Genomic DNA, 22,195 nt, shown 5'->3' on the forward strand with positions numbered 1-22,195 from the left:
TATTTATCCGTATATCACTTGGATTTTAGCGAGTGTTCTTCCGCCAGAATATGGGCCAAAATCCGAAGAATCAAACATTAAACCGAAAATGCATCACATCCCCATCCTTGACTACATACTCCTTGCCTTCCAGCCGCATCTTCCCCGCCTCCTTCGCGCCCTGCTCGCCCTTGCAGGCGATGAAATCATCATACGAAATGACTTCGGCGCGAATGAAGCCTTTCTCGAAATCGGTATGGATCACGGCTGCGGCCTGGGGCGCGGTGTCCCCTTTCGATATGGTCCAGGCGCGCACTTCCTTTACCCCCGCGGTAAAGTAAGTTTGCAACCCTAGCAGCTCATAGGCTGCCCGGACCAGACGGTTCAGGCCCGGTTCTTCCAGGTTCAGGTCGGCAAGAAAAATCTGCTTGTCCTCATCCGGCAGCTCGGCGATTTCTGCCTCCAGGGAGGCACAGATTGCCACGACAGGCGCATTTTCGCGCGCGGCATGTTCCTGCACCGCGGCGAGCAGCGGATTGCCGGCAAAACCTTTTTCATCCACGTTGGCAACATAGATTGCCGGCTTGGCAGTCAGCAGGCATAGCGGTTTCAGCAATTGCTGCTGTTCCCTGTCCAACCCCATGCTCCTGACAGGCTTGCCCTGATCGAGCCAGGCGCGGACATTTTCCAGCAGCGCGACAAGCTTGGCCGCCTCCTTGTCCCCTGATCTCGCCAGCTTGGTTTCCCGATGAATCGCCTTCTCCACTGTCGCCAGGTCAGCAAGCGCCAGCTCTATCTGTATGGTTTCGATATCGGAAACCGGATTCACCTTGCCGCTGACGTGCACCACGTTGTCATCGGCGAAGCAGCGGACCATATTGACGATGCCATCGGTTTCGCGAATGGTGGCAAGGAATTTGTTGCCCAGCCCCTCGCCCTTCGAAGCCCCGGCGACCAGCCCGGCGATATCGACAAACTCAACGGTTGCCGCCTGGACTTTTTGCGGCTTCACGATCTCGCTCAGGCGCAACAAGCGCTGGTCCGGCACTTCCACTATGCCGATATTGGGCTCGATGGTGCAGAAGGGATAATTTTCGGCTGCGATGCCAGCCTTGGTCAGGGCATTGAAAAGCGTGGATTTGCCGACATTGGGCAGGCCGACAATACCGCATTTAAGGCTCATGGTTATCCTTCGAAAGTAGCAAGCGGACTGGACATAAGGAAAACAGGACTATACCTGTCCCGCACAAGTAGCTGTAGGTCGGCCTTGCTGGATACCTGCTTGCGCAGGTATGACGATCATACAATTTTCTCGCCAGACCAATAGCTCGATCGATGCGAGATCGGTTCAGTCCGCTGTAGTTTTGGTATGCAGTTTCAGCATCGCCGCCTCGCAATTGCCCTTCGCAATCAGAGGCCAGACTTCCAGGCTTCGCTGCATGGCTTCATCGATCAACAGGGCTTCTTCCTTGCGCGGAGGCTGCAATACGTAGTTGACCACGGCATTTTTATCGCCGGGATGCCCGATGCCGATACGCAGGCGCCAGAAATTTTTTGTGCCTAGCCGGGCGGCGATATCCTTCAATCCGTTATGGCCGCCCAACCCGCCATCCAACTTTAGCTTGGTGCTGCCTGGCGGCAAATCCAGTTCATCATGGATCACAAGAACCTGCTCGGGCGGAATCTTGTAAAACTGGCACAACGCGCCTACGGATCTTCCGCTGGCATTCATGTAGGTCTGCGGACTGAGCAGCCAAAACTCCGCCTCACCCTGACCGATACGTGCGCACAATCCGTGAAATCGCGCTTCCGCTCTCAAGGTGACGCCCAATTCATCGGCAAGCCGGGCAATCCACCACGCGCCGGCATTATGGCGCGTCGCCTCATATTGCCTGCCTGGATTGCCGAGACCTACGATAAGCTTCATCGAATAATGAAAAGAAGAGACGCCGCAAAAAAGAAGAGCCCACCGGAGTTGACATTACCCGGCGGGCCAGTTGAAAACGCAAGATTATTTTTTCTTTCCGGCGTCTTTCTTTTCGCCTTCCTTCGCTGTTCCTTCCTTCTTCTGCACAGTGGTAGGAACCTCCGCGGCAGCCACGGCGGCGGCTTCTTCGGCAGCCACTGCTCTGGGTATGATGATCGTTGCCACAGGCAAATCGTCACCCTTGGCAAGGAATGGAATCTCCACGCCAGGGGGGAGCTGCAAATTGCTCAAGTGAATCGTATTCCCGGCGGCAAGATCGACCAGGTCCACAGAAATGAACTCCGGCAGATCCTTGGGCAGGCAGGAAACATCCAGCTCGGTCAACACATGGCTGACGATACCGCCCGAAAGCTTCACTCCTGGCGCAACGTCCGCATTGATGAAATGCAGCGGCACCTTCATGTGTATTTTCTTCCTCCGGTCAACCCGCTGAAAGTCGATATGCAGCACTTGCAGCTTGAACGGATGCATTTGCACATCGCGCAGCAAAACGGGTTCCTTCTGGCCCTCCACATCCATCGAAAGGATGGAGGCATGAAAGGCTTCCAGCTTGAGCTTATGGTACAGGTTGTTATGGTCCAGCTCGATAGGCTGCGCTGGTCCTTCTCCGCCATAGATGATTCCCGGCACAGTGCCTGAACCACGCAGGCGGCGGCTCGCACCCTTGCCCTGCAACGTGCGCTTTTTGGCGCTGATTTCGATTTGCATTATTTACTCCAAAGTTTGGGCTCCGCGACCAGATGCCCGGTTAAAAAAATTTTCTGTCCATGATGCCTGCACTATCTGTAGTGATGAGGCAAAAACCGCCATGGAATGGCCTGGCCGTTGCGCCTGCCCACCCCATCAGGGTATCGCCTGTTGCCGCCGCTTCCCGCTTGAGATTCGCTTTTCCTTATTCCATGAACAAGGAGCTCACCGAATCCTCGTTGCTGATTCTCAACATCGTTTCCGCGAGAAGGCTTGCAACACTCACCTGATGAATGCGAGCGCAGGCCTTGGCGTTTTCCCTGAGAGGAATGGTGTCGGTAACCACCAGCTTGTCCAGCGCGGAATCCGCGATACGCTCCACCGCCTTGCCGGATAGCACGGGATGGGTGCAATAAGCCATGACACTCGCCGCTCCCTGCTCTTTCAAGGCACGGGCTGCTTCACACAACGTATTGGCGGTATCCACCATGTCATCCATGATAACGCAAGTGCGTCCCTCCACCTCGCCGATGATGTTCATCACCTTTGCCACATTGGCCTTGGGGCGGCGCTTGTCTATGATCGCCAGGTCACATTCCAGCCGCTTCGCCATCTGCCGCGCCCGGACCACGCCTCCCACGTCCGGTGAGACGACCACGAGCTTCTGGTAATCATTTTTCCATAGATGACCCAGGAGGATGGGCATGCTATAGATGTTGTCCACGGGGATGTCGAAAAAACCCTGGATCTGGTCTGAATGCAGATCCATGGTCAGCAAACGGTCTACCCCGACGATAGCCAGCATATTTGCGACCAGCTTTGCCGTGATCGGCACACGCGCCGAGCGCGGTCTTCTGTCCTGGCGGGCATAGCCGAAGTAAGGCATCGCAGCCGTGATTCGCCCGGCGGAAGCTCGCTTGAGCGCATCCACCAGCACCAGCAACTCCATCAGGTTATCGTTCGTCGGCATGGAGGTGGATTGCAGGACAAACACGTCCTTTCCCCTGACATTCTCAAGGATCTCCACCATCACTTCGCCATCGCTGAAACGGCCTACGACCGCCCTTCCGATACTGATACTCAAGTGCCTTACGACATCCTGGGCAAGCCTGGGGTTGGCGTTGCCGGTAAAAACCATCAAGCTATCGTAGGCCATGGTGACTGTGGTTCGCCGGAGAGTTGCCGCTGAAAAACCGGGACTGCTCTCTGGCAGTGTTATTCATGATGACACATACAATGGCGGCTGTTCCTCGGATCACGGACCGGGCTGGACCCTCCGGCCAACTTTGCCGCGACCTGCTCCCGCCTTACCAGGCCTCTGCCTTGTCAATCCGGCCGCAATCGAGTGCTGGAGGCGTTCCGGCTAAAAACTGGCTGGGGAGGTAGGGATCGAACCTACGAATGCCGGAATCAAAATCCGGTGCCTTACCGCTTGGCGACTCCCCAAATTTACTGTTCAACGAAATCATGCATGGGATGACGATCCAGCCCTTGCGCTACAAACCCTTCCATGCCGGCCGGAAGCCGGACCAATGCTGCCCGCGCTTCCGATTCTGTGGCGAATTCCGCAAAAACGCAAGCACCGGAGCCCGTCATCGCTGCCTTCCGGCAATTATCGAGCCGCCTGAGCCATTCCAGATAACTTGCCACCTCCGGATATCTCCGGCATACCACGAGCTCCAGGTCATTATGGCCATGCTCGACGGAAAAGGGCGGTATTTTGATAGGAATCGTGTTTCGTGTCAATTCCTTACTGGTAAAAACCTGTGCCGTGGAAACGCTTACGGGCGGTATAAGGACCAGATACCAGGCGGCTGGCAAGGCAATAGGCGATAGTTCTTCGCCTATGCCTTCGGCAAAGGCGCTTTCACCGAAAATGAACACCGGCACATCTGCGCCGAGCTCGGGTCCAAGTTTCAATAACTGGTCTCTTTTCCAGCCAATCCCCCATAAGCGGTTCAACGCCAGCAGCGTGGTAGCCGCATCGGAACTGCCGCCGCCCAGGCCGCCGCCCATGGGAATGCGCTTTTCCAATGCAATTTCCACACCCAGATCGACACCGCTTTTCTGCTGCAATAATCTTGCTGCACGAACGCACAAGTCTGTTTCCTCGGGCACGCCGGGCAACAGCGAGCGCAATTTGATATTACCGTCGTCGCGTAGAGAAAAATGAAGCCGGTCCGAAAAATCGATGAAACGGAAAACCGTTTGCAGCAGGTGATAGCCGTCCGCCCTGCGTCCCACAACATGCAGAAAGAGGTTGAGTTTCGCAGGGGCAACGCATGCAAGCTGAGTTGTCAATCAAGCATCCCATCAGTATCGACCGAATCCCATCTATCCACTACGAGCCTTATCTGCAACCCGCTACGCTTTAGTTGCAACAGCCTGACGCGCGCGCCCTGCGGGGTTGCAGCTAGAGCCGGTTCCGCAGGGAAATAGCTCGAATAAACGATCTCCCACCCGTCCTGCCTGATTGCTGCCACGCGGCCCTCATCGTCGAGATCGATGGCGGAAGAAGTCAACGGCGAATTTTTGCCCTGCACCCAGTACTGCAGCCCCATGATCGGCAGACGCCATCCCAGAACCTGTTCGGTCAGGCTTTCCACGTCGGATGCATAATAATTTTCCCGCTCGGCAGTCGTCAGGTACACGCCTTCGGTAGTGCGCTCGAGCTGGGCCAGCGCCTGCCCTAGCGGCGAAAGCAGCAGAATGTCGTCGCGGCCTTCCGCATGATGCCACTGGACTCCCCCGGAGAAACTTTCCTTGCTCCCTTTGACCGCAATTCTCCCGCTCAGCCCGAAGCTCGGTAGTGCTTCCGAGCTAAGGCCTCCCCCCGGTTCGGCGGCTATGGTATGCACGCTGGCATTTTGCGGCACAAGAGAGGCACAGCCGAAAAAAGGCAGAATGCATAAAATGACGAGATAGCGCCTTCGAAGTATCCACCGGTTTTCGTGACAGAGGCGCAGAAGCGCTTCGTATCGCAGCCATTTTATGCCAGCCGGCCAGACATGCTGCCTCTGCGTGTGCTGCGCCACGCCTACTTGATGAATCGCTTCATGGTGCTCAGCAGCGCTTCATTCCCCGGATGATCCTTGAGTGCTGCCTGCCAGATTTCCTTCGCCTCATCCGTTACTCCCTGCATCCATAGCACTTCTCCCAGATGGGCTGCAATTTCCGGATCAGGATTCATGCTGAATGCCTGTCTGAGATAGCTCAGGCCCTGGTTGAAGTTACCCAGGCGGTAATGCACCCATCCCAGGCTATCCATGATGTAGGGATCATTCGGGGAAAGCCTGATCGCCTTTTCGATAAGCTCCAGCGCCTCCTTCAGGCGGTTGGTATGTTCGGCAAGGCCGTAACCCAGCGCGTTATAAGCATGTGCGTGATCAGGCTTCAACTCGATCAGCTTGCGCAAATCCCGCTCCATCGACTCCGTCTTGCCGATTCGTTCCGCGGCCAGGGCGCGATCATAGAGCAAATCGGGATAATCCGGTAATTTTTCGAGACCCTTGCTAAGCAACTGATAGGATTTCTGGTAGGCCTTGGCCTCGCGCAGCAACTGCGCTTCGGCGATGATCAACTGGGCCTGCTGCTGCTCATTTGCCGCAGGCAGATGCTGCAGATAGTGGACCGCTTCCTCCGTCTTGCCTTTCCTGCTTAAGAGAATGGCATATTTTATCTGCGCGGGAATGTATTGCGCTCCACTGGTCACCAACCGATACGATTCCATGGCTGTATCGATATCGTTGGTTTTCTCATAAACGCCGCCTAGATAAAATCGCACCATCCCCGGATCCCTGTAATCCAGCTCCAGCGCTTTTTTAAAATTGGACTCGGCAACCTCGTAGTCCCGCAATTCCATCGACAGCAATCCCACCGCGACGGCCACGTCGGCATTCCCTGGATTCTCCGCAAGCAATCTCTGGAACTGCTCGCGCGCCTTGGTGTAATTTCTTTCCGCAAGCAGCAAGCGTGCATACGTGATGCGTGTATCGTTGGCTTTGGGATAACGCTTGAGATAATCCTCATAAAATGCCAGCGCGCTGGCTTCGGAGGTGCGCGCCAATATCCGGCCCTGATATATCGCGGCGATTTCCCAATCCGGGCGAAGCGCCAGGGCCTGCTTCATCTCGGCCAGGGCGACGTCGAATTGATCTGCAAACCATGCCGCCTGGGATACGGCGAAATGGGCTTCCGGCAGATTGGAATAGGGCTCCGCCAATTGCGTGACAAGTTCGAATGTCGCATTTTTGTTGGTGCTGCGCACCAGCAAGCTGTTCAATTGCATGAACGCTTCGCCGACACTGCCTCCTTCCCCGGCAAGCAACTTTTCGAGATGAGGTCTGGCCTCTTCCAGCTTCCCCGCATTCACCAGCAAGGCCGCCACAGTCTGGCGCCCAGGAATGGAATCCGGATCCAGTCCTATCCAGATCTTTGCTGCTTCCAGGGCTGGCGCCGCCTGGCGCGATTGAAGAGCAATTTCCGTTGCGCGTTGCGCAACGCGCGGGTCGCGGGTAATTCGTGCCAGTTTCAGGTAAGTGCGGATTGCGATATCCTGATCACCGCGCTGCAAGGCAGTTTCCGCCAGCAGGAAATCGAACAGCATCGGCGAGGTCAATTCCTGATTCGGTATTTTTGATTTTTGAGCGTCGCTCTGTTCATCCGGTTTGCGCGTCTCGACATTTGTCTTTGTCGGAATCTGCGCGCAGGCACCGAGAAAAAGCAGCAACAGAGCGCCAGGAATTTTAAGATTCATGGAAAATCCACACAGGGTTCGAAAAATAATGCTATCAAGGAAATAAAGAGGCGGGCTGACCTACGATAAGCCGCCATATTAGGTATATTTTACGCTTATCACAAGTGCGCATTGCGCTCCCGCAGAGTCTTCAAAAGGGTTTTTGGCGGTACAATGAATTCGATGTGCGAAATAATTCGCTATCCATGGCAACACCGGCAGCATCTTGGAAATGGCATGAAACCCTCGTCCGTAAATTGGCGCAGGAGGAAGTCGATGCGGGGAGGAGCGCTCCCGTGATCAGTCCCGGACAACATCCGCCTGCCCTCTCTGCACATCGCCTGTCCCGCCAATTCGGCGGGAAGATGGTTGTGCAAGACATCAGCCTGGAGCTGAGGCATGGGGAAGTATTGGGATTTCTCGGCCCCAACGGGGCCGGCAAGACCACTCTCATGCGGATGTTGACGGGAAACCTTGCCCCGAGCTGCGGCAGGGTTGAAGTTTGCGGGGAAGATCTGCTTGATAGGCCGCGGGATGCCAAGGCACATCTTGGATATCTGCCCGAGATCCCGCCCCTTTACCGGGAATTGACCATAGACGAATATCTTCGGTTCGCGGCACACCTGCATCGAGTCGCTCCAAAGGATATCGCTTCCGCTTTGCACCGGATCAAGCAGCGATGCGGTCTGTCCAGCCTCGGGAACAAGCTGCTGGGCACGCTTTCCAAAGGCTATCAGCAGCGCGTTGGAATCGCTCAGGCAATCATTCATGAGCCTGACGTCGTCATACTCGATGAGCCGACGTCCGGCCTCGATCCTAACCAGATCCGGGAGATACGCAGCCTCATACGTGATCTGGGAGCGGAGCAAGCCGTCATTCTTTCCACCCACATCCTGCATGAGGCTGAAACCATGTGCGATCGCATCCAGATCATGCATGAGGGACACATCGTTTTCAGCGAGACGATCGAACGCCTGAAACAGAAAGGGGAAAGCCTGGAGGAGCTTTTTGTTCGTTTCACGCAGGACCGGGAAGTGTCCGATCACCTCGCTGAACGCTTCGATGAACCGCCTCAACCGCTACGCAGTGACTCCTCGCTTGATTCATGAAGCCGCTGCTTCTTCTCTCGATTATTCACGTTACCCGCAGCCATGATTTTAACCATTGCCCATAAGGAACTGAAAATCCTGCTCGGTTCGCCGTTCGCCTGGATGGTGCTAGCGCTGGTTCAGGTGATACTGGCCTGGACTTTTCTGGCGCATCTCAATGCTTTTCTGGAAATTCAGCCCCAACTGGTGAAAATCGCCAATCCCCCGGGAGTAACCGAAGCCATCATCATGCCGGTATTCGCCATGGCGGCGGCGGTTCTGCTCATGATCACACCATTTTTTGCGGCGCGCCTTATCGCGGAAGAGCGGCGCAACCATACGCTCACTTTTTTACTGTCAGCCCCGGTTTCCATGGCAGAGATCGTCCTGGGCAAATTTCTCAGCCTTCTCATGCTCCTTTCCCTGGTGGTTGCCCTGGTCGCGCTCATGTCGGTTTCGCTGCTTGCCGGAGGGGTGCTCGATCTCGGCCTGTTGCTGAGCAATATTGCGGGACTTCTCCTTGTCTGTGCCTGCTTCGCTTCATTCGGGCTATATATTTCAACCCTCGGCACACACCCCGCTATTGCAGGAGCCGCTGCCCTGGGCATCCTGCTGGGACTATGGGTCGTGGATATGGCCGCGGAAGACGGGCCGGCGAATTCAATAGGCCACGTCTCCCCGCTTTCGCATTATCAAGGTTTCAATAGCGGCATTATCGATACGTTCGATCTTGCCTATTTCATGCTTTTCGTGCTCGTCTTTCTGGTGCTGGCGATACATCGCCTGCATGGAGAGCGGATCGGCAGTTGAACCAGGCAGACAATGATCACCACCGATAAAAAACGCCATGGACGATGGCAGGCAAGGCACAGTTTGTTCGTGGTGGCGTTGATATCGCTTGCATTGCTGCTGGGGTACCTGGCGCAGGAAAACCGTATCCAGTGGGATGTCAGCCAGAACGCACGCAACAGCTTGAGCCAGGCCAGCCTGGCGGTGCTGAAGGAATTGAACGGACCGCTGGCCGTTACCGTGTATGCAACCGCTAATGATGCGCAATTGGGAAATATTCGCAAGATCATCGGCGAATTCCTGTCGCTTTACCAGCGGGCGAAGTCCGACATAACTGTCACGTTCATCGATCCCACCGAGCAACCCCAGCAGGCCCAGCAAGCGGGAATACAGGCAAACGGAGAGATGATAGTCGCCTTCGATGGCAGGCTTGAACGCCTCGCATCGGTTAACGAGCAGGCGTTTACCAATGTCTTGTTGCAGTTGGTCCGGCCAAGAAAAAAAATTGTGGCAGCGCTTGCCGGGCATGGAGAACGTAAATTCGATGGTGCAGCCGGCCGCGACCTGGGCAGCTTTGGCGCACAATTGGCAAGCAAGGGCTTCAAGGTCGGGAACCTCAACCTTTCCGTCGATTGGGAAGTCCCGGCGGAAACCGATGTACTCGTTATTTCTTCCCCGCAGATCGGGTTGCAGAAAGAGGAAGTGGCGAAACTTCTCGCCTATATTGCGCGCGGCGGAAATCTTCTGTGGTTGATCGACTCGGAGCCTCTGCATGGCCTGCAGCCATTGGCGGAAAAATTGGCATTGACCCTCACGCCAGGAGTGGTGATCGATCCACAGGCGCGTCAGCTGAATCTGCCCATTACCTTCGCCATAGGCGCAAATTATGGACAGCACCGGGTCGCCGTTGATTTCGAATATACCACGGTATTTCCCTTTGCCCGCCAGATCACTGTCAATGACAATGACGAATGGCAAAGCCTGTCGCTGGTGGATGTAGCGGACGAAGGCTGGGTTGAAGCCGGAGCGCTCGATGGTAAAATGACTTTCGACAAGATGTATGATGTGGCGGGCCCCGTCAGTATCGCTGTTACCCTGAGCCGGAATCTGCAGGAACGGGAGCAGCGCATTGCCGTGGTCGGCACGGGTTATTTTCTCGCCAACGACTACCTTGGCCAGGGGAAAAACCTGGATCTGGGGATCAACCTCATGAACTGGCTGGCCGGCGATGAAAATCTGATTGCCATCCAGCCTCGCGCCACGCTCGATAGCAGCCTGAACCTGAACAAAACAGTGCTCGGCTTGATCAGCGCGGGTTTCCTGCTCGTGCTTCCCCTGGTTTTCGTCATGACCGGAGTCATTATCTGGCGCAAGAGAACGAGAAATTAAGACCGCTTCGCTTTGCCGGGATGAATGTTGTATACGTGACGTCGTGCCGCATTCCGCCAGCTTCCTGGCCTGGGACACCGGCAATCCGGTGTTCTCCCGTTATCTTCGCACCTCGCCCTGCCCAGCCTGTGACAGGACATGAGCATAAGGCATGTCAACCGCCGTATTTTTTCCAGAATTCCGCCGGTGATACGATCGGATACCGATCAGCCAAAGCCAGCAGATCCCTGCCGCCTGTTATGAGATAGCGTGCTTGGGCGGTTGTTAATGTGGCCAACACTGGCTGATCCGCAGGGTCGCGCAAGTTGGGGTCCGGTTCGTTACCCGGTTCTATTACATCTGCCAGGAACATGAAACTGTCTACCAGGTCTCTAATCTCAGCAGCACTGAGTTTCACTCTGGACAGACGCGGGAGAATCCGCGCCATCTCATCCAGAATGTGACGCGACAGTACAACATCCAGGCTTCCAAGCCGCCAGGCACCTACGATTCTGCCAGGCACGCTGCCTGGGTAGGCCAACCCTGATACGAGCACATTGGTGTCGAGTACCACCCGCATGCTGGCGCTAGCGATTCTTCCGTTCCTCGGCCAGCAAGGCATCAATCTCCGCCAGGCCTTCCTCCTCGGGAACGCCTGTATATCCCTGGGCCAAACGGTTGCTGAGCGCGTCGAAGCGGTCGTGCATCCGGCGGATACGGGCAAACAGTTCCGCATCCACCAGAACGGCTACAGGTTTGCCGTCCTTGTTAATGATGATACTGTCATTGCGATATTGGACCTGGTTGAGCATTTCTCCCAGGTTCTGGCGAAAATTTACGGCATTGACTTCCGTTATCATTGATTTTCATTAACCTTCATGATCAATACGATCATTATGTCTTGCAATAACGATATTGTCTAGAAATCGTAGTACGTAATGACCTCGAAAAGAACAGCCATAAGTAAACGAGCGTCGCTTCCCCGCATCAGCGATTACACAAGGCGGTTTCTCAAAGATTGGGGCGGTTACTTCGACGGCCATCCTCCTGGCTTCAAAGGCGATATGTCTTTTCTGGCACGCTGCCTCAACCGTCGTGTGCGCGGCGACGACTGGAGGGTGCGCCTGTGATGGAGACTGAGAAATGAACAGCTTTGAAAGCGGAGGGGACTGTATCCTCTCCGCCATGCCTTCCGGCGATTCATCGCCGAGACCGGGATCAACCTGCGCACAACCCCTTGCGGGATTCGTGGCGGCGTCTTGAGGTTTGCGCTCGCCTTCAACATGAGCGCATTGCTCAGCGGCCCTACCCGCCAGTCCGGTCGGCGGCCGCGATAGGCGCCTGGGCCTTGTCGGCAAGCTCCTTGAGCAGTACGGCGGCAGGAACCGGCCTGCCTGCTGGAGTTTCCACTGGAGAGGGCGCCAGCGGCACCAGGAGATCGCCTTTCCCCGGGGCGCCATGCAGCCAGAGGGCCAGAACATATAGTCCGGGGACGTTGAGAAGCCGCAGCTCGAAACCACCTTGCTCCACCTCTGGAGCCTCCCTCACTGCGCGGATCGCACTCGCGCTCGATGCGACAAAACCGCCTTCGTTGAAGGCTGAGAATACGTGTTCGTTTGCGGCACCCATGGCAACCGATTCGGCGGAGGCAAGAACCTTGTCACCTTCCTGCACGAGATAGCGCCACCCGGTTGGCCTGGCTGCATCGAGCCCTTTTCCCGCCGCCAGGTCGGTGAGCCCCAGCGTGAATACCTGATGGGGCTCGGTGAGCTGTAAAGTCCCGGTTGCACCACGCAAGGCCGGAGATCTGAAGGCACGGTTCCTGTTCAATTCGAGGAAAGTGGAATGCACGGCGTCCACGGCCTGCTTTGGAGGGGTTGGAGTAATAAGGGCCATCAGAAGCTCCTCAGTATTTAGTGTAGTAAGTGTGGGTCCACGTGCCCGATCCCTTGTAGGCGGTCTGGAGGGTGGCGTAATTGACGTCCGAGCGGCCGTAGATCGGGTCATCAACGGAAACGTAGTCGATACCCCCCGCGCTGTATTGTCCCTTTATGACGAGGAAGTGGGCGCCGCCGCCCGACCAGGCCACGCGAATCCCCAGGGGACGGGCGAAGGTCACCTCGTTCTCGATCTGGGCGGTGGTGGCTATGCCGCCCACCCAGTGGTCGAAGTGACCCACCACCGTGAGCGCCTGGTCGAGATAGCCGTAGACGTTGCAGGGGCCGGATGCGCCCGCGCCGCAACAGTCGTTTCGGCCGAGTTCGCCATTGGCCACCGCGCACTGCGTCCAGCCGCTTCCTGGTTGATAGAACAGGCCGACACTGGTCCCTGTCGCTGCCCAGCACCAGTTCGACTGCTGTTGCTGCTGCATGAAGAAATAGATCTGGTCGAGCCACCAGATCGTATCGACATGATAATCGGTTCCAACGACAAAGACGTCGAGTATGTCGGGATAGCGGCTCAGCGCATTGATCGAAGTCTGTGGCGCGACGACGCCTCCGGCAATCTGGAACCAGGAGCCCCAACCGGTGCCGGCGTCCCACCAGACACTGAATACGCCGTGGTTCGTGCCTACGGCGAAGACATCGAGGTGATCGGGATAGCGCGAGACGACGCTGATGGAGGTATCGGGCGCGGCCACGCCGCCGCTGACAACGAACCAGTTCGCTGCCCAGCCCCCGTTGGCATCCCACCAGATGCTGTAGATTCTATGGTCCGTGCCAACGACGAACAGATCCAGGTGGGTCGGATAGCGTGCGATGGCCGCAACCGAGCTGTTCGCAGCGGCGACCCCGCCAGCCACCTGAAACCAGTTCGCCCAGCCCCCGTTGGCGTCCCACCAAGTGCTGTAGATGCCGTGGTCCGACCCAACCGCAAACAGGTCTATGTGGTTGGGGTTGCGGGTCACGGCCGTGATCGACGTGCCGCCTGCCGCGACACCGCCACTGACGACAAACCAGTTCGCTGCCCAACCCCCGTTGGCATCCCACCAGATGCTGTAGATTTTCATGTCCGAGCCGACCACGAACAGGTCCAGATGGTTGGGGTTTCGGGCAATGGCCGCAACGGAAGTGCCGGGCGCCGCGGTTAGGTTGGAGACGCGGAACCACCCATTGGCCCAGCCCCCGTTGGCGTCCCACCAGATACTGTAGATTTTGTGATCCGTGCCCACGACGAAAAGATCGAGGTGATCCGGATTGCGGGCAACCACGGTGATCGTCGTTCCTGGTGCTGCGATACCGCCCCGAACCTGAAACCAATTCGCCCATCCCGTGGCAATATCCCACCACGCACTGTAGATTCCGTGATCCGTGCCCACGCAAAAGATATCGAGATGCTGCGGATACCTCGCTATCGAGGTAATGGAAGTGGATGGTGCTGTCACACCACCGCTGACCCCAACCCAATTCGGTGCCCAGCCCATTGTCTGCTCCTTCTGTCAATGCCCTATTCCGAAAAGCGGGACGGATGCATTGGAAAATAAACGTGCTTGAAAAGATAGATCGCCATATAACCCGTATCCCTGCACTCCTGCACCTGCCTTTCATCGTTGCCCCTTCCTGACGCACACCAGCTCATGCCAGCGCACTCGCGACCGAATGCGGGACATCGAGCGCAACCCTGGTCCGCTGCCGCAGGCGTGTAAGCGAATAACCTGTCAGCCTGAAGTTTATTCATAGATCAAAGGCGGCAAATTACAAGGACCAAATTGCCTCACGAATTGCCTCAATAAAAAAGCAACCCTCAATAAAAAAGCAACCGAAAGAGTGGCAAAGAAGTAGGTTAAGGAGATACGTTACCTCGGATTGCTGGCAACCGGACCGATGAGGTTGCAACATGGGCAGATGTGAGAAGCAGGCATATCTTAAGGCAATATGGAACCGCTCACGTCTCGGGACAACCATTCGTGAATCCCGCGGATGAGCCTGTACCCGGATTTTGCGGTCACTCGGGATCAGCCATTGGCGACCTATCAGCCTTGGCGGCTCGAAGCAGCCCTGCGAAAGGTCAGATTGATCCGATGTCTGCCGGCAAAAGAATGGCTGCTCTCCTTGACCGGCAGCACGCCATGATAGCGTAGCCTTGCCGGTCCGCCCCACACCATTACGTCGCCATGCATCAACGGGATTCGCACAGGCCTATCCTTGCGTCGTAAACCACTCCATAGGAAAGCCGCCGGAATTCCCAGCGAGACCGAAACGATGGGCGAACTGAAATCACGCTCGTTCCTGTCCTGATGCAGGGATAGCCGCGCCCCGGGCTCGTAGCGATTGACAAGGCAGGCGTCAGGCACGTAATTTTCAAAGCCGGCGCTTGCCGCGGCCTCGTGCGCCAGTTTCAGGAAAACCGCAGGCATGGACGGCCAGGGCTTCCCGCTTTCCGGGTCTATCGCATCATAGCGGTAACCCGTAAGATCGGATACCCAGCCGTAGGACCCGCAATTGGTCATCGCTACCGACATGCAAAAGCCGCCCGGCGTGATCATGTGGCGAAACGGAGCCTCTGCTGTAATAACATGCAGCGCATCAAGAATCCCGGTTTCGCGCGCCAGCGCGAAGCCGCGCAGCAGAACCGCGCCGGGACACAATTCTTCCCTCTCGGGGAGGCGCTCAGTATCCGCATCTGGAAACAGGGGCAACATCATTTGTTCATCGTCATCAGGCCGCATCATGAAAAATGATCCCCGCGGTGTGGCGATGGCCTGAGCGCAGGCGACTGACCCCATGGCGCAGATTGGCCCGGTAGACTCCGCGTGCGCCCTGGACCGGCCGATGATGCACGGCAAATACGACAGCATCACCCTGCCCGAGTGGAACCACCTCCGGACGGGACTGCATGCGCGGCCGTTGCTCGGTCAGCACGAACTCGCCGCCTGTAAAATCACGTCCTGGCTCGGATAACAAAATGGTGAGCTGAAGCGGGAATACATGTTCCCCATACAGATCCTGGTGCAGGCAATTGTAATCTCCCGATTCGTAACGCAACAGCAGCGGGGTCGGACGAAACTGGCCGGCTTCATGGCAGCGCCCGATAAAGTCGGCATGTTTCGCCGGGTAGCGCACATCCATGCCCATCGCCTCATTCCAGCGATTGGCGGTTGGAACCAGGCATGAATAGACCGCATTGCGCAAATCCGAAATGATCTCGGGAAGCGGATAACGGAAATATTTGTACTCTCCCCGTCCGAAACCGTGCCGGGCCATCACGACACGGCTGCGAAAAATCTCATCCTTCGAATAAAGAGCGGCCAGCGCATCGCACTCCGCCGGTGTGATGAGATTTTCGATAACCGCGGACCCTTGCGCATCCAGGTCATTCCCTATCCCTTCCCAGTCAAGCTCATGCACGCGGCAGGCAAACTCCTTGTTCAGCATGGTTTCCCATGCTTTCGGCACCAGGGTATTCATGCTCGCACCTCCTCGCCTGCTTCCTTTTCCAGAAGAGAACGCTTGCGCTCCACGCCCCAACGATAGCCAGCCAAGGCGCCATCGTTGCGTACCACCCGATGACAGGGAATGGCCACCGCGAGCCGATTGGTCGCACAGGCCTGCGCCACTGCCCGCACTGCCCGGGGCGAGCCGATGCGTTTTGCAATATCGGTGTAACTGACTCTCTGCCCCACGGGAATTTCGCGCAGCGCCTGCCACACCCGCTGCTGGAACGAGGTGCCCCGTACATCGAGCGGCAGATCCAGGCCAAGCCTCGGTTCCTCGACAAAGCCGACTACCTGCGCCACCAGTTGTTCAAAATCCGCATCCCCGCCGATCAGGTTGGCACAGGAAAAACTGTCCTGCAGGTCGCGCACCAGCTTTTCCGCATCATCTCCCAGAAGAATCGCACAAATGCCACGCTCGCTTTGTGCAACCAGGATCGACCCCAGAGAGCATTCCCCGATGGCAAAGCGGATTTTCGTGTCGGCGCCGCCAGCACGATAGCGGGTGGGTGTCATACCCAGGACCTTGTTCGACTTTTCATAGAAACGGCTATTGGAACTGTATCCGGCGTCGAAAATAGCATTCGTCACCGAACTGCCGCGTCCCAGTTCATCACGTATCTTTTTCTCGCGTTGTGCGGCGGCATACTGTCTCGGCGTCAACCCGGTCACCTGTTTGAACACGCGATGGAAGTGATAAGTGCTCATGCCCACTTGCCTGGCAAGGACGTCGAGGGTCGGGGTATTCCCCGTTCCCTCGATGATGCGGCAGGCCTGGGTGACCCTGATTGCATATTGCTCAGCCAACACGGGCCGGTGCGGCTGGCAGCGTTTGCAGGGTCTGAAACCGGCCTGCTCGGCTTCTTCGCGCGTTCCGTAAAAACGGATATTCTCCGGCCGTGCTGGACGGGCGGCGCAGGAAGGGCGGCAGTAAACGCCAGTGGTCTGTACACCGTAATAAAACTTGCCGTCCGCTTCGATGCTGCGCGCCTTGACAGCCGTCCAGCGCGGGTCGTTGAGCGTGGCGTCGGCAAGCGGCGCTTTTTTCACTGATTTATTCGAATTCACGATTGCCTCCAGTTGCATATTGGTAACGGTTGTCAATTTACCAATGCCCCAAGCCCGCCGCACTCCGGGTCTTGCTTTCAAATTCGATAATTAGGGAAACGCTGATTTAATGCATTTTGACGAACGGAGGCAGTGGATGACATGCGAGAATTGGTGCATTGAAAACAGATAGGCACTTGGCGATGCAAGGGAGTTTTTCTGACCTGGAATACGCGGCGAAGAAGAAGGTGACGCGACGCGACCGATTTCTGGGCGAGATCAATGCTGTGACACCGTGGTTGGCACTGGTGGCCGAGATTGAGCCATTCTACCCCAAGGGCACAGGCCGTGGTCGTCCACCGATTGGCGTGGAACGCATGCTGCGCATGTACATCGCCCAGCAATGCTTTGGTCTTTCGGATGAAGGCATTGAAGATGCCATTTACGACAGTCAGGCTCTCCGGTCCTTTGTCGGGATTGACCTGTTGCGTGAGTCGGCACCGGATGCCACCACCCTGCTCAAGTTCCGTCGCCTGCTTGAAGACAACAAGCTGACCGAGCGCATCTTTGCCGCCATCAATACCTTGCTGGCCGTGAAGGGGTTGATTCTCAAGGAGGGCACCGTCGTCGATGCGACGATCATCGCAGCCCCGTCCTCGACCAAAAACCAGAGTGGCGGGCGTGATCCAGAGATGCACCAAGCCAGGAAAGGCAACCAGTGGCACTTTGGCATGAAGGCCCACATTGGCGTCGATGTCGAGTCTGGCATTACCCATACGCTGGTTACCACGCCAGCCAATACCCATGACGTTACCCAAGCCCATGCGCTGTTGCATGGGAATGAGAAGGTTGTCTTTGGCGACGCTGGCTATCAGGGTGTCGAGAAACGGGAAGAGAACCTGAATACCGAAGTTCAATGGGAAGTAGCGATGCGCCCCGGCAAGCGCAAGACGTTGCCGGATACTCCAATTGGCCGCCTGAAGGAGCAGATCGAGCAGATCAAGGCGAGTGTGCGGGCCAAGGTCGAGCATCCCTTCCACATCGTCAAGAACCTCTTCGGCATGAAGAAGGTGCGCTATCGCGGACTGGCCAAAAACACGGCACAGCTTTATACCCTCTTCGGATTGGCGAATCTGCTGATCGCCAAGCGGCGACGGTTTGCACTCGACGCCCAAGGTGCGTCCTGAAATAGGCGAAACGATGAAATTCGCGGGAAAACAGGGCAAATGCCGCCCAAAAACAGGAGCAGAGCAGGCATTTCCTGCCCGCGTCGATGTAAATGATGAATGAGTGCCGCCTGCTCGTGCCATCTTCGATCAAATGATGATTTGTTCAGCGCTTCCTTAGGGTCATGCTCTGCTCCTCATCCTTATCAGTTCCTCCTCGTTTTTTTAGGTACTGGCATCCAATGCCTGAAGTCCCCTGCTGCAACCACCTTCAATAGTCCGGCCCTACCAAAGCCCGGTATTTGAAAAAAACCGTATTATTATTGCCACGCAAACGAGTAGTGCGCTATCGTGGCAACACGTGGCGGCAGAGATACGAACACACCAAGAGTAACGATTGCGTTTTCCAATCCAGTGCCTGAACTCCCTGAAGTCGAAGTGATCCGCCGCGGTATCGCGCCTCATCTGGAGGGACGGCATATTGCCGATGTCGCGATACGCAACCCGAATCTTCGCTGGCCGGTCTCGCCGAACATGGCGCAAACCCTGCGTGGCCTGAAAATCAATTCCGTGTCGCGCCGCGCAAAATACCTGCTGCTGAATTGCGGCGAGGGCTCAGTGATATTGCATCTCGGGATGTCCGGAAGCCTGAGACTGTTGATCCCTTCGACGGCAATGCCGTCAGCGCTGGCTGCCGTGGCGCCGCAGAAGCATGACCACATCGATCTGATTCTCGACAATGGCACTATTTTTCGTCTGCGTGACCCGCGTCGTTTTGGAGCAATGCTCTGGTCATGCGACGATGCGCTGCATCACAAATTGCTGGCCCAGCTTGGTCCCGAGCCGCTGGATGCCGCGTTTGACGGCGCGGTGCTCCATAAGAAAACGCGAGGCCGCAGCGCCAGCATCAAACAGGTACTGATGAACAGCCATATCGTGGCGGGAGTGGGCAATATTTACGCTAGCGAAGCTCTGTTTCACGCAGGCATCAACCCTCTTTCCCCTGCCGATCGAATCGGCTTGAGCAGGTACAAGAAACTGGCGGAAGCGATAAAGCACACCCTCAATCTCGCAATCGAGGCCGGGGGCAGCAGTTTGCGCGATTTTGTCGACAGTGACGGCAAACCCGGCTACTTCCAGCAGCAGTATTGGGTATATGGGCGAACCGGGCAACCCTGCCGGAAGTGCGGCACGCCCATCATTCAGATCAGACAGGGACAGCGTTCGAGCTTTTATTGCCCTCGTTGCCAGAAATAGGCTGAAACCTAAAATAATAAGCAAGAAGCATGCGCGGGCGGCCGATCGGATATCGAGCCGCACCGCTCTCAAACAGCCCGTTACGGGGTCGCATCTTCCTCTGGAAGAGACTGCTCTTTCGGGCATTCCATCCCGGAAAGCTGCCGTCGCGCCTATGAGGATTTGTTCGGAGGCTCCATAGGAGCGACAGTGCCACTATTCAAGATATTTCTCGTCTGCTGCCTGCTATTTTCCGTTGCGCCGGTGCAAGCCGGCGTGACGGAGCCGGATCCGCGCGGCGAAGATGAATTCGATATCATGAATATGCTGGCAAAAAAGGAATGGCATGATTTGAAGGATGAGCGCTGGAATGCCTACGGTCAGTTCACCTACATTTCCAGCTGGAAGGGTGCTTTTCCAGCTTTGTATACCAACCTGAATGGAAGTCCTAATTCCCTGTTGCCGGGAAGCGAAAGAAGCTTCACCGGAACCGCCACGCTCTATCTCGGACTCAAGACATGGCAGGGAGGAGAAATTTATTTTGCGCCGGAAATGATATCCATGCGGCCGTTGTCGAACTTGAAAGGGCTGGGCGGCGTGATACAAAACTTCGAGCTGCAAAAAGGCGGCAGCGAGACTCCCATCTATTACCAGTCCCGGTTGTTTTTCAAACAGACTTTCGGATTTGGCGGAGAGCGCATACAACTCGCTTCCGATCCGATGCAGCTCGGAACGACGGTGGACAGCAGGCGCCTCGTTCTCAGGTTCGGCAACTTCAGTGTGATCGATTTCTTCGACAAGAATTCATACTCCGGCGATCTGCGCAGGCAATTTTTGAACATGGCCTTCATGACCTACGCGGCCTTCGATTTCGCCGCGGATGCAAGAGGATATACCTGGGGTGGCGTAGCCGAATATTTTCATGACGACTGGACAGTGCGCTTCGCCCACGTCATCCCCTCCAAGGATCCCAACCAGCTCCCGCTCGACATGAGGGCATTCAAATTTTACGGGCATCAGGTCGAAGTCGAGCGCCGCCATCGGTGGCATGGCCGTCCCGGGGCCGTCCGGGTGCTGGCTTACCGGAATCATGAAAACATGGGTAAATTCAGCGATGCCATTGCCGCGTTCCGATCCGACCCCAATAAAAACGCCACAACCTGCACCGGTTTCAATTATGAATCAGGCAATGCGGGCGCCCCGGATTTATGCTGGGCGCGCAAGCCGAACGACAAGATGGGTATAGGGATCAATCTCGAACAAGAGGTATTGGATGATGTGGGCGTGTTCCTCCGGGGAATGTATAGCGATGGCAAAACCGAAGTGTATTCCTATACCTCGACCGACCGGTCGATTGCATTTGGTGCTCTGGCCAACGGTTCCCGCTGGAGACGAAGCAAGGATTTGCTCGGAGCCGGATTTGCCGCAGGCTGGATTTCGAGCCAGCATGCCAAATACCTCAATATGGGAGGCATCGACGGATTTATCGGTGATGGCCGCATCAAGGCTCGTGCGGAGCACGTAGTGGATATTTTCTATAGCGTTAATGTGCTGCGTTCGCTTTGGGTGACGGCCGACTATCAGCATATCTCCAATCCCGGTTTCAATGCCGATCGTGGCCCCGTGAATGTTTACGGACTCAGGGTCCATGCCGAATTCTAAGAAACCTTTGGATAAATCCTCGTGATCTGGTTCAGTTAAAACCTCAAGGTTTGGTATATCATCCTAAGGAAGCGCTCGCTTTCCGCTCTGCCGTGCGGCTCGTGCCTCGTTCCGGTGGAGATCCTCCATTATCGCGGGCGCAAAACGTGTGTTAACAGGCCATGGGTTCGAAATCATAAAATCATCATGAATATTCGTTTCATTGGTGGCGGCAATATGGCCGCCGCATTGATTGGCGGTCTGCTGCAGCAAGGCTGTTCCCGCGAGCAAATAGCCGTGGTGGAGACGAATGCCGACCAGCGCGGCAGGATAAAACGCGAGTTTGATGTGGAGGCGGCACCGGATCTCGGTGGCAAGGTCTTCGATGCTGGAGGCCCGGCCAATACCGGCGTGATCGTGCTCGCGGTAAAGCCGCAGCAACTGGCGCCCGTGGCGCGCGAGCTTGCACCACTGCTTTCCGGCCAGCTCGTGGTCTCCATCGCCGCCGGCATTCGCGCCAGGGATATTGCGCGCTGGCTGGGCGGTTACGAACGCTTGGTGCGCGCAATGCCCAACACCCCGGCTCTGGTTCGCGCAGCCGTGACGGGCCTGTATGCCCTGCCGGATGTGGACACCGAAGGGAAGCGCGCTGCGGAGGCCATCCTGGGAGCGGTGGGCTCCGTGCTTTGGTGCGAAAACGAAGAGATGCTGGATGCGGTAACCGCGATTTCCGGCAGCGGACCGGCTTATATCTTTTATTTCATCGAGTCAGTGCAGCAAGCCGCCCGGGAGTTGGGGCTGGATCCAGCCCAGGCGAGATCGCTCAGCCTGCAGACATTCCTGGGCGCATCGACCCTCGCAGCCAGCAGCAAGGAAGAGGCCGCCACACTGCGGGCGCGGGTTACGTCACCAGGAGGCACTACCGAACAGGCAATAAAAGTGCTTGAGAGAGAAGGCGTCAAAAATGCGATCCTCAGTGCAGCCCACGCGGCGCGACGCCGTTCCCGCGAATTGGCCGATGAATTCGGCAAGGCTTGA

General features: G+C 56.5%; 21 protein-coding genes and 1 tRNA gene. 7 read left to right on the forward strand and 15 right to left on the reverse strand.

Annotated features, from left to right (window positions below):
- Positions 1–70 precede the first annotated feature (70 nt).
- The 8 genes from ychF to ACZ5CE_RS12650 all read right to left on the reverse strand — a co-directional run bounded on the left by ychF (position 71) and on the right by ACZ5CE_RS12650 (position 7,409).
- The gene (gene ychF, locus ACZ5CE_RS12615) at positions 71–1,162 is read right to left on the reverse strand and encodes a redox-regulated ATPase YchF (RefSeq protein WP_464575262.1); all 1,092 of its coding nucleotides are present in this window, start codon (positions 1,160–1,162) and stop codon (positions 71–73) included.
- Between the two features lie 165 nt (positions 1,163–1,327).
- Positions 1,328–1,906 (reverse strand): aminoacyl-tRNA hydrolase, encoded by a 579-nt coding sequence (pth, locus tag ACZ5CE_RS12620; RefSeq protein ID WP_464575263.1) that lies wholly within the window; start codon positions 1,904–1,906, stop codon positions 1,328–1,330.
- 84 nt (positions 1,907–1,990) lie between these two features.
- Positions 1,991–2,674: a 50S ribosomal protein L25/general stress protein Ctc gene (locus ACZ5CE_RS12625; RefSeq protein WP_464575264.1), complete on the reverse strand. Its 684-nt coding sequence runs from the start codon at positions 2,672–2,674 to the stop codon at positions 1,991–1,993.
- Positions 2,675–2,858: 184 nt separating this feature from the next.
- Positions 2,859–3,809: a ribose-phosphate pyrophosphokinase gene (locus ACZ5CE_RS12630; protein WP_464575265.1), complete on the reverse strand. Its 951-nt coding sequence runs from the start codon at positions 3,807–3,809 to the stop codon at positions 2,859–2,861.
- A gap of 215 nt (positions 3,810–4,024) precedes the next feature.
- A tRNA-Gln gene (locus tag ACZ5CE_RS12635) sits at positions 4,025–4,099 on the reverse strand.
- Positions 4,100–4,102: 3 nt separating this feature from the next.
- Positions 4,103–4,954, reverse strand: a complete 852-nt coding sequence (gene ispE, locus ACZ5CE_RS12640; RefSeq protein ID WP_464575266.1) for a 4-(cytidine 5'-diphospho)-2-C-methyl-D-erythritol kinase — start codon at positions 4,952–4,954, stop codon at positions 4,103–4,105.
- Positions 4,951–5,688, reverse strand: coding sequence for a lipoprotein insertase outer membrane protein LolB (gene lolB, locus ACZ5CE_RS12645; protein WP_464575267.1), 738 nt, complete (start codon positions 5,686–5,688; stop codon positions 4,951–4,953). The genes ispE and lolB overlap by 4 nt, the downstream gene beginning before the upstream one ends.
- Before the next feature lie 2 nt (positions 5,689–5,690).
- Complete coding sequence (locus ACZ5CE_RS12650; RefSeq protein ID WP_464575268.1) at positions 5,691–7,409, reverse strand: tetratricopeptide repeat protein; 1,719 nt, start codon at positions 7,407–7,409, stop codon at positions 5,691–5,693.
- Between the two features lie 344 nt (positions 7,410–7,753).
- On the opposite strand from ACZ5CE_RS12650, the gene ACZ5CE_RS12655 reads away from it, so the two are divergent.
- From ACZ5CE_RS12655 to ACZ5CE_RS12665, 3 genes are read left to right on the forward strand one after another with little or no spacing between them, the layout of a single operon-like run.
- Positions 7,754–8,497 (forward strand): ABC transporter ATP-binding protein, encoded by a 744-nt coding sequence (locus ACZ5CE_RS12655; protein ID WP_464577514.1) that lies wholly within the window; start codon positions 7,754–7,756, stop codon positions 8,495–8,497.
- Positions 8,498–8,539: 42 nt separating this feature from the next.
- The gene (locus tag ACZ5CE_RS12660; RefSeq protein WP_464575269.1) at positions 8,540–9,286 is read left to right on the forward strand and encodes an ABC transporter permease; all 747 of its coding nucleotides are present in this window, start codon (positions 8,540–8,542) and stop codon (positions 9,284–9,286) included.
- Between the two features lie 12 nt (positions 9,287–9,298).
- The gene (locus tag ACZ5CE_RS12665) at positions 9,299–10,654 is read left to right on the forward strand and encodes a GldG family protein (RefSeq protein ID WP_464575270.1); all 1,356 of its coding nucleotides are present in this window, start codon (positions 9,299–9,301) and stop codon (positions 10,652–10,654) included.
- A gap of 154 nt (positions 10,655–10,808) precedes the next feature.
- Here the strand turns inward: ACZ5CE_RS12665 and ACZ5CE_RS12670 are convergent, their stop codons facing one another.
- The 7 genes from ACZ5CE_RS12670 to ada form a co-directional block, all read right to left on the reverse strand.
- Positions 10,809–11,255 carry a putative toxin-antitoxin system toxin component, PIN family gene (locus ACZ5CE_RS12670; RefSeq protein WP_464575271.1) on the reverse strand — a complete coding sequence of 149 codons (447 nt, stop codon included), beginning with the start codon at positions 11,253–11,255 and terminating at the stop codon, positions 10,809–10,811.
- Positions 11,221–11,493, reverse strand: coding sequence for a type II toxin-antitoxin system Phd/YefM family antitoxin (locus ACZ5CE_RS12675; RefSeq protein ID WP_464575272.1), 273 nt, complete (start codon positions 11,491–11,493; stop codon positions 11,221–11,223). Before ACZ5CE_RS12675 ends, ACZ5CE_RS12670 begins: the two co-directional genes overlap by 35 nt.
- Positions 11,494–11,938: 445 nt before the next feature.
- Positions 11,939–12,529, reverse strand: coding sequence for a hypothetical protein (locus tag ACZ5CE_RS12680; RefSeq protein ID WP_464575273.1), 591 nt, complete (start codon positions 12,527–12,529; stop codon positions 11,939–11,941).
- 10 nt (positions 12,530–12,539) lie between these two features.
- Positions 12,540–14,057 carry a DUF8189 domain-containing protein gene (locus ACZ5CE_RS12685; protein WP_464575274.1) on the reverse strand — a complete coding sequence of 506 codons (1,518 nt, stop codon included), beginning with the start codon at positions 14,055–14,057 and terminating at the stop codon, positions 12,540–12,542.
- A 549-nt stretch (positions 14,058–14,606) separates the two neighbouring features.
- Positions 14,607–15,275, reverse strand: coding sequence for a DNA oxidative demethylase AlkB (gene alkB, locus ACZ5CE_RS12690; protein WP_464577516.1), 669 nt, complete (start codon positions 15,273–15,275; stop codon positions 14,607–14,609).
- A 16-nt stretch (positions 15,276–15,291) separates the two neighbouring features.
- Positions 15,292–16,041, reverse strand: a complete 750-nt coding sequence (locus tag ACZ5CE_RS12695; protein ID WP_464575275.1) for a 2OG-Fe(II) oxygenase — start codon at positions 16,039–16,041, stop codon at positions 15,292–15,294.
- Positions 16,038–17,153: a bifunctional DNA-binding transcriptional regulator/O6-methylguanine-DNA methyltransferase Ada gene (gene ada, locus ACZ5CE_RS12700; protein WP_464577518.1), complete on the reverse strand. Its 1,116-nt coding sequence runs from the start codon at positions 17,151–17,153 to the stop codon at positions 16,038–16,040. Before ada ends, ACZ5CE_RS12695 begins: the two co-directional genes overlap by 4 nt.
- Positions 17,154–17,317: 164 nt before the next feature.
- On the opposite strand from ada, the gene ACZ5CE_RS12705 reads away from it, so the two are divergent.
- The 4 genes from ACZ5CE_RS12705 to proC all read left to right on the forward strand — a co-directional run bounded on the left by ACZ5CE_RS12705 (position 17,318) and on the right by proC (position 22,195).
- On the forward strand, positions 17,318–18,301 hold the full coding sequence (locus ACZ5CE_RS12705; RefSeq protein ID WP_464575276.1) for an IS5 family transposase: 984 nt from the start codon (positions 17,318–17,320) through the stop codon (positions 18,299–18,301).
- Positions 18,302–18,694: 393 nt separating this feature from the next.
- The gene (mutM, locus tag ACZ5CE_RS12710) at positions 18,695–19,537 is read left to right on the forward strand and encodes a bifunctional DNA-formamidopyrimidine glycosylase/DNA-(apurinic or apyrimidinic site) lyase (RefSeq protein WP_464575277.1); all 843 of its coding nucleotides are present in this window, start codon (positions 18,695–18,697) and stop codon (positions 19,535–19,537) included.
- A gap of 189 nt (positions 19,538–19,726) precedes the next feature.
- Complete coding sequence (locus tag ACZ5CE_RS12715) at positions 19,727–21,178, forward strand: carbohydrate porin (protein WP_464575278.1); 1,452 nt, start codon at positions 19,727–19,729, stop codon at positions 21,176–21,178.
- A 186-nt stretch (positions 21,179–21,364) separates the two neighbouring features.
- Entirely contained in the window at positions 21,365–22,195 is an 831-nt protein-coding gene (gene proC / locus ACZ5CE_RS12720) for a pyrroline-5-carboxylate reductase (RefSeq protein WP_464575279.1), read from the forward strand.

The sequence above is a fragment of the Nitrosospira sp. TNL200 genome, from assembly GCF_055386305.1.

What these genes read in the sequence shown, in the direction of transcription:
- ychF (WP_464575262.1), bottom strand. Translation starts at nt 1,162, where the DNA reads ATGAGCCTTAAATGCGGTATTGTCGGCCTGCCCAATGTCGGCAAATCC.
- pth (WP_464575263.1), bottom strand. Translation starts at nt 1,906, where the DNA reads ATGAAGCTTATCGTAGGTCTCGGCAATCCAGGCAGGCAATATGAGGCG.
- ACZ5CE_RS12625 (WP_464575264.1), bottom strand. Translation starts at nt 2,674, where the DNA reads ATGCAAATCGAAATCAGCGCCAAAAAGCGCACGTTGCAGGGCAAGGGT.
- ACZ5CE_RS12630 (WP_464575265.1), bottom strand. Translation starts at nt 3,809, where the DNA reads ATGGCCTACGATAGCTTGATGGTTTTTACCGGCAACGCCAACCCCAGG.
- ACZ5CE_RS12650 (WP_464575268.1), bottom strand. Translation starts at nt 7,409, where the DNA reads ATGAATCTTAAAATTCCTGGCGCTCTGTTGCTGCTTTTTCTCGGTGCC.
- ACZ5CE_RS12655 (WP_464577514.1), top strand. Translation starts at nt 7,754, where the DNA reads ATGGTTGTGCAAGACATCAGCCTGGAGCTGAGGCATGGGGAAGTATTG.
- ACZ5CE_RS12660 (WP_464575269.1), top strand. Translation starts at nt 8,540, where the DNA reads ATGATTTTAACCATTGCCCATAAGGAACTGAAAATCCTGCTCGGTTCG.
- ACZ5CE_RS12665 (WP_464575270.1), top strand. Translation starts at nt 9,299, where the DNA reads ATGATCACCACCGATAAAAAACGCCATGGACGATGGCAGGCAAGGCAC.
- ACZ5CE_RS12670 (WP_464575271.1), bottom strand. Translation starts at nt 11,255, where the DNA reads ATGCCTTGCTGGCCGAGGAACGGAAGAATCGCTAGCGCCAGCATGCGG.
- ACZ5CE_RS12675 (WP_464575272.1), bottom strand. Translation starts at nt 11,493, where the DNA reads ATGATAACGGAAGTCAATGCCGTAAATTTTCGCCAGAACCTGGGAGAA.
- ACZ5CE_RS12680 (WP_464575273.1), bottom strand. Translation starts at nt 12,529, where the DNA reads ATGGCCCTTATTACTCCAACCCCTCCAAAGCAGGCCGTGGACGCCGTG.
- ACZ5CE_RS12685 (WP_464575274.1), bottom strand. Translation starts at nt 14,057, where the DNA reads ATGGGCTGGGCACCGAATTGGGTTGGGGTCAGCGGTGGTGTGACAGCA.
- alkB (WP_464577516.1), bottom strand. Translation starts at nt 15,275, where the DNA reads ATGTTGCCCCTGTTTCCAGATGCGGATACTGAGCGCCTCCCCGAGAGG.
- ACZ5CE_RS12695 (WP_464575275.1), bottom strand. Translation starts at nt 16,041, where the DNA reads ATGAATACCCTGGTGCCGAAAGCATGGGAAACCATGCTGAACAAGGAG.
- ada (WP_464577518.1), bottom strand. Translation starts at nt 17,153, where the DNA reads ATGCAACTGGAGGCAATCGTGAATTCGAATAAATCAGTGAAAAAAGCG.
- ACZ5CE_RS12705 (WP_464575276.1), top strand. Translation starts at nt 17,318, where the DNA reads ATGCAAGGGAGTTTTTCTGACCTGGAATACGCGGCGAAGAAGAAGGTG.
- proC (WP_464575279.1), top strand. Translation starts at nt 21,365, where the DNA reads ATGAATATTCGTTTCATTGGTGGCGGCAATATGGCCGCCGCATTGATT.